The sequence below is a fragment of the Lysinibacillus sp. VIII_CA genome (genome assembly GCF_049943995.1).
Lineage (GTDB): Bacteria > Bacillota > Bacilli > Bacillales_A > Planococcaceae > Lysinibacillus > Lysinibacillus pinottii.
Genome location: NZ_JBNFXM010000012.1, coordinates 102,782 through 109,212 on the forward strand (window position 1 = coordinate 102,782; position 6,431 = coordinate 109,212).

The 6,431-nt window shown below is 30.8% G+C and carries 4 protein-coding genes; all 4 read right to left on the minus strand.

Going from position 1 to position 6,431, the window contains the following annotated elements; genetic code table 11:
- Window positions 1-13: 13 nt before the first annotated feature.
- A complete protein-coding gene (locus ACP3VS_RS16220; RefSeq protein ID WP_031417826.1) occupies window positions 14-808 on the minus strand; it encodes a nicotianamine synthase family protein in 795 nt (264 codons plus the stop codon).
- 476 nt (window positions 809-1,284) lie between these two features.
- Window positions 1,285-2,997: a methyl-accepting chemotaxis protein gene (locus tag ACP3VS_RS16225; protein WP_080695179.1), complete on the minus strand. Its 1,713-nt coding sequence runs from the start codon at window positions 2,995-2,997 to the stop codon at window positions 1,285-1,287.
- Between the two features lie 360 nt (window positions 2,998-3,357).
- Entirely contained in the window at window positions 3,358-4,851 is a 1,494-nt protein-coding gene (locus ACP3VS_RS16230) for a helix-turn-helix domain-containing protein (RefSeq protein ID WP_426389235.1), read from the minus strand.
- A gap of 405 nt (window positions 4,852-5,256) precedes the next feature.
- Window positions 5,257-5,952, minus strand: a complete 696-nt coding sequence (locus ACP3VS_RS16235; protein ID WP_426389237.1) for a DNA-binding response regulator — start codon at window positions 5,950-5,952, stop codon at window positions 5,257-5,259.
- Between the last annotated feature and the right edge of the window lie 479 nt (window positions 5,953-6,431).

The following is a 6,431-nucleotide window of genomic DNA, read 5'->3' on the forward strand; positions in this document are numbered from 1 at the left end:
TCACCTATTAAATTCATTGTACCTTTTGATATAAAACAACATCAAAGACATGTTGAGGTTGCATAACTTCTTCTATTATATGCCATTTATTTTCGTCTACATTTTGCCTAGGGTAGTTAAAAAGAGACTTTAGTCCATTTCCATAACGCATAGCAATCAGCACATCTTTATTTGTCACATCATATAATTGGTCTAAAATGTCATATTTATTACTTACGGTGGAACTAAATATAACATGACTAATTTGCTGCATAACTGTTAGCTCCTCTAATGTCTTCTTATCAATTTGAATGGATAAATGACTTCCTAATTTATTTACTAGATGTTTGCTCAGCTGAATCGCCTCATCATCAATATCTATTCCAAAAACGTCTGCTCCTGTTTGTTCTGCAACCATTAATAATGTTATGGGAAAAGACCCAGAACCTATCAAAAGTACCTTCGATTGACTGGTAACTTGAAAACCTCCAAATTCCTTGCCAATACAAGCTCCTATATTACGAAAGTAATCGGTCATCTCTTTCTCTTCATGACTTAGTAATACCGCCCAATGTTTCTCTAGGATTTGGACACAAACAGCAGAATTATTTCTTAAATTGTCGATTAATGATAGTATCTCTATCGATTGTTTGATATGTTTCCATTGTTTTTCATTATCACGATTGATTATAAAAGAAGAATAATCATCCATTAATTCACATAGCTCATCATAATCAATTAGAAGATGATCTTTGTTTTGCTGGATCATGAACTTAAATTTTTTATCAAAGTACTTTAATTTTTTTAACAATAGCTCGATATCGTTCACTTGCCCCACTCCTATTTTGAGAATTAAAGTTCAATATATGCTATACCTTCTAAAACTATTGCAACATGTCCTTGAGAATCTGAATTTGACCGTTCAGCAAAAAAGAATGAAGGGAGTAACGAAATTAGGTTATCCCAGCTATGTTATTAAGCGATAGAAAAGGCATTGACATCAGGCTAGTACCTACTTATGAATAGCCCAGATTGATGACGTCTAAGGAATCTATCTAACTCCTATAATTTCACACAAAAAAACCAGAAGCTCACCTATAATAGGAGCTTCTGGTTATTCATTTGTGCAAATGTCTAGAGTACCTGGCTGGTTATAGGGAGTAAGTGTAACATCAAGCGTATCCTTTTACTTAGCTGTTTATCAAATCCTTTTATCCTTGCCTAAGAACTTCGATTATCCTTTAACTGAAATAATTGTAGAATAACTTCAATTCCTCTTATGTACTTCTTAAAAAATCTGCCACGTCAAACTTTAAACGTATTTGTTTTATTTTGTAATTCTTCTGCCATTTTAGAAAGTGTAAAAGTAGATGCAGTAATTTCTTCCATGGAAGCTAGCTGTTCCTCAGTAGCTGCCGAAATATTTTGTGTTCCCTCCGCAGAACTTTGAGCGATTCCGTTGATCTGCTTCATAGAATCAGTCATATGTCTCATTTCTATCGCCATATGCTCTACTGAAGTAGAAATCCCCTGAACTTGAGCCGAAACTTCCTTGGTAGCATGTTGAATTTTCTTAAAGGATTCTCCTGCCGTGTTTACACAGTTTATACCTATAACCACTTCATTTGTTGTGAATTGCATTGAATCTACCGCTCTATTCGTTTCCGTTTGAATCCCATCAATTAATACAGAAATTCTCCGTGCAGACAAAGAGGATTCTTCAGCTAATTTTCGAACTTCTTCTGAAACCACAGCAAATCCTTTACCATTTTCCCCTGCTCTTGCCGCTTCTATAGCTGCATTTAATGCTAATAAATTCGTCTGTTCAGCAATACTTGTAATAACTTCTACAATTTGCCCAATCTCTGATGAGCGATCTCCTAAACCAAAAATCACATTATTTAGACTATCAATAGACGTTTGGATTTTGTTCATTTGCTGAACAGCGTTTTTAATAATTTCATTTCCATCCACCGAAATTTGTTCTGCATGAATAGCTGCCTCTGATACGCTAGTTGAATTACTTTCGATTGTTTGGACATCTTGGGCCATTTGCGTAACAATATCTTCTGTTTCTATTAGTGTTCGAACTTGATGCTCTGTTCCACTTGCAATATCTAACGTAACAGTTGCAATATGCTCACTGGCTTTACTTGTTTGTTCCGTACTTGCCGTGAGTTCATTAGAAAACGCTGCCATATGTTCAGACGATTGCTTCACCTGACCTATTAAATCTCTTAATTTAGTAATCATACGATTAAGTGATGCAGATAATACGCCAATTTCATCCTTAGAATCATAGTCTACACTAAAATTTAATTCTCCCGCTTCTGCCCGTTGGACAGCAGTTTTTATTTTATCTATTGGAGCTGTTATATATGTACGGACACCAATAAAACCGAACACAACATACAGTATGCTTAATACCGTTGAAATGATCAATGTATACCTAGTATTTTTATTTACTTCTTCTACACTTTCCTTATACAAAGAGCTTGCATAGTCTCTATTTAATTGTGTTAACTCTCGACCTTTTGATAAAATCCTATTATACTCAGGCTCAGCAATAGAATAATAGAGATTTAATGCTTCCTCATTCTTATTGGCAAGACTTAATTCGAATACTTTTTCCATAGTTTCTTTAAAACTTGGATATTCATCAATCAGTTCATTTATTATTTCTGCTTCATCTGACTTTAAGCTGGTGTCATTAAGTAATTGAAGATTCATTTCATTTTCCTCAAAAGCCTTCTTTACCCCAGCATGAATTTCATTAATCGTTTTTTCATCAGTGTAATGGAAGGAACGATACATGTATGTTAAAATAATACGGTTATTTAGCCTATAATCAGTCAAAACTATACCTGGTTCTAAGCGGTCCTTAAATATATCCTCTATATTATTTTTTAAAGATTTCATCGTATTGTATCCAACGACTTGAATAATACCAACTGTAAAAATGGATATTAACATTAAAACTAATAATTTTTTCATTGTAGAAAGATTGCGTAACATCATAATTACCCCCTTCGATTGGAAATATAGCAAACGAAAATTTGTATGAATTAACGGTTATTCACTTAATAACAAAAACGTTTGGTCTTACTTTATCACCGATTCGTTTCCCAAGTACCCAAACTACTTTATACAGAAAGGTAACCAAAAAGACTATGTATTTTAACCCCTTCATTTGAAAATGGTTAAAGGTAGTACAATGATGATTCTTTGTCTAAAGCAAGATGGTATGCACTCATAAAAATGAAGCAGTCAGATGTATAACCATTATGTTTTTCTACTATTTTTAAGAATAGTATTCAAAATAATCAAATAATTCTCGTTTCAGTTTTCTTGTCTCAAAATCAATGAAATCCCCACACTTTATACTTGACTTAATAATGTTTTTAAAAGTAATTGGTCTGGCTGTTGTTCTTTAGTAAAGTAAATTTTTTGAAGTCTTGTACCTAGCCTGAAAAAATCCTCTCTCCCAGGTATAGAATCCCATACAAAAATATCTTCTTTGTCTTTAGCAATATTTAAGTATAGGCGATCAGTAATGATCAATTCGGCTTCTTCATCTTTTGTACAATAATCAACATGCGTAAAGACGCGTTTGACCTTATCGAATAAATAATGAACATCATGGATCAAGGAGTATATTTTTATTTTTATGGTGCTTCTTTTAAGAACATCGATTGATTGCTTTAGTAATCTATGATATCTACCAATTAAAAGCTCTCTTCGTTCAAAAACCTTATAAAATTCTTCATTCTCTAAAAGATAGTCGTAAAATTGATTCATAATTTCAATTTGTATAGTAGCATGACAATCAAATCTCTTTTTATAAAGGTCCTCTTTAAATAAAAATGCAGGACCAGAAAAATTCAATGTATGATAATGAAGGTTCAGTAAGTTTACAAACAGTACTCCATATTCCTCTATATCTAAAGTAATTGAAAAGAACTTCCTAAATTTCTCCATCCAATACAAAGTAGCTTGTACAAATAATTCTTGATTATGGTATTGACCAAAATTCATCATTAAACTTATGGAACTTTCACTTTTCTCATAACGATGCTGAGATTCTAGAAATGAAAATGAAAACTTTATCTCTTTCTCTATTGCTTCATCATTCAGGTTTGTGAATTTTTTAAATAAAACACTAAATGTTTGTGAAAATTTTTCAAATTGATAATGATGTTCAGTATATCTTGTATATGCCACGTCATCTTCTATGACAAAACCCATTTTAGCCCGTATTAAGCAAATCGCTAGCAAGTATAATACGGAAATTTGAAATTCTCGATTATAGTCCTTAATAATTTCTACTATTTCCTCTCTAGATATTCCTAAAAAAGGCCAAGTTTCTCCCCAACATGAATTCCAATAGAACAAATAGTAAAAGTAACGAAATTGTTTTTCAGATCCTTCAAGTGTAATGAAATCTTGAGACGTATATTTTAATTGAAATTCATTTAATAAAGGTTTAATTTTATTTATTTGACGATATATAGAAGCTTGACTTGTAAAATTTTCTATAATAAACATATTAAAATCGACTAATTTATTATAAAAAATATCATTGAAAATTTTATATGCTAACGAATTTTGCAGGTAAAATCTTTCGATTGTTTTAATCGAAAAATAATCTTTATAGTCCAATTTAAATTGCTTTTGTTTCAGTTCGTTTAAAAAAATAGCTTCATCAAATTTTTCTAAATCACTTGAGAGTTCTGTCACTATTTTTAAGATGGTTCTTTCAGATAAATCCATTTTTTTAGCTAGCTCCTGACTAGAAAAGAATCGTTTTTCATTATGGATATGATATAACAGTTGCACCTTTTGTAAAGTGAAACGATCTAAAAAATTATACATACTCTCACCTCTATTTCTTACGAATTTCTCTACCAATATAGATACACCGGTAACAATATTATGGTTTATTACACTTTTTTTAAAACCAAGCGAGCAAAGATTGCTATTAAATTCTTTCGGAATAATTAAATATACCTATATTAATTAACCATTACCATAACATCTATTCACATGTCTTCAAAATCAATATTTGTTTCAAATGATACACAAATTGATAATTAGATATAAGAAAAAAGAATTATTTGTAATTGAAGCACTTTTGTTATGGCAGTCAATCATTTTGTTGTCAGGAGCACCAAGTAGATACAATCAGTTAAAGTGGGAGAAAATACGTGAAACTCTTACGTGGTAGGGGTTTTCAATGAACGCAAAATTATCCGAATATAAGAAATATTCGGATTTTTATCAATGTAGTATTGTCTGTTTTTGATTATAATTTATCACATATAAATTAGATATAGCTAAATTATAAGGAATCCACCTGTTTTTAATAGCTTTTTCTATCGCTTGTAGGCGAGTCTTTACTGATAATTTGTTATAAATCTTATTAATGTTCATTTTGATTGATTTTTTGGAAATATTAAGGTTTTGACTAATCTCTTGTACGTCTTTACCTTCTGCAAGCATTAGCAAAATGACATATTCCCGCTTTGTAAAAAGATGCGCTATTATTTTCTTCGAATCGAATAGTTTTAAATAGCTTTTTATAAAAGTTGTCATTGACGAGCTATCAAAATAGTATTCACCTTTAGAAATTAAGTCTATTGCTTTTGTTAATTCTATTAATTTTATATTATATAAAATAAACCCTGAGACACCAGCTAACAAAGCCTCGTGCATTTCTTCCTCTAAAATAATTGAAGTAAGAATAGCAACATATGTAGTAGGATATTCGGATCGAATTCGTTTGACATCTTCTAAGTTATTTTTACTAAGCTTATTAATGACGATAATATCTGGTTTGTATTGACTCATTAAAGCATAAAGATTTTTTGATAAGTTAATGTCTGAATAAATATTATAGTCATTCTCCAGAATTTTCACTAAGCCCATTTTTAAATAAAGATTGTTTTCTAAAATGATAATATTCTTCTTAAGCAAATTGAAAAAGCCCCCTTTTATTAAATTTGGTGCAATTTTTCTTAAAAATTTATTAGCATTTTCACTGTTTCACACTGCTTCAATATAGTTAAATATTAGCAGTTATATAAAATAAAACAAAATCTACTTTTGATTGCTTTTTAACATGCTTTGAAAATTAGTAGAGTAATTGGAGGTTTATTAGGTACGGTAGTTTGGCTGTACATAATAACAATAATGGTTGTGGGTAAAAGCTGAAATGCAGCATAGTTTACTTATTATAAATCCTCAGAAGAGAGTGAATATTTTATTCGAGAGCTATAAAGGTGTTTACGTGTGTCTATAATAAAAATACACCCCATTCGATTAGATAACCTCGGACTTGGGGAGTATTGTTAGGAGGGGGTTAATGATAAAATGAACAAAGTTTTACAGCCAATCCATGTATATTGTTTGTTATTCTTATCAGTTAGTTTTTTAGCACACTTTGTTTTAATTCC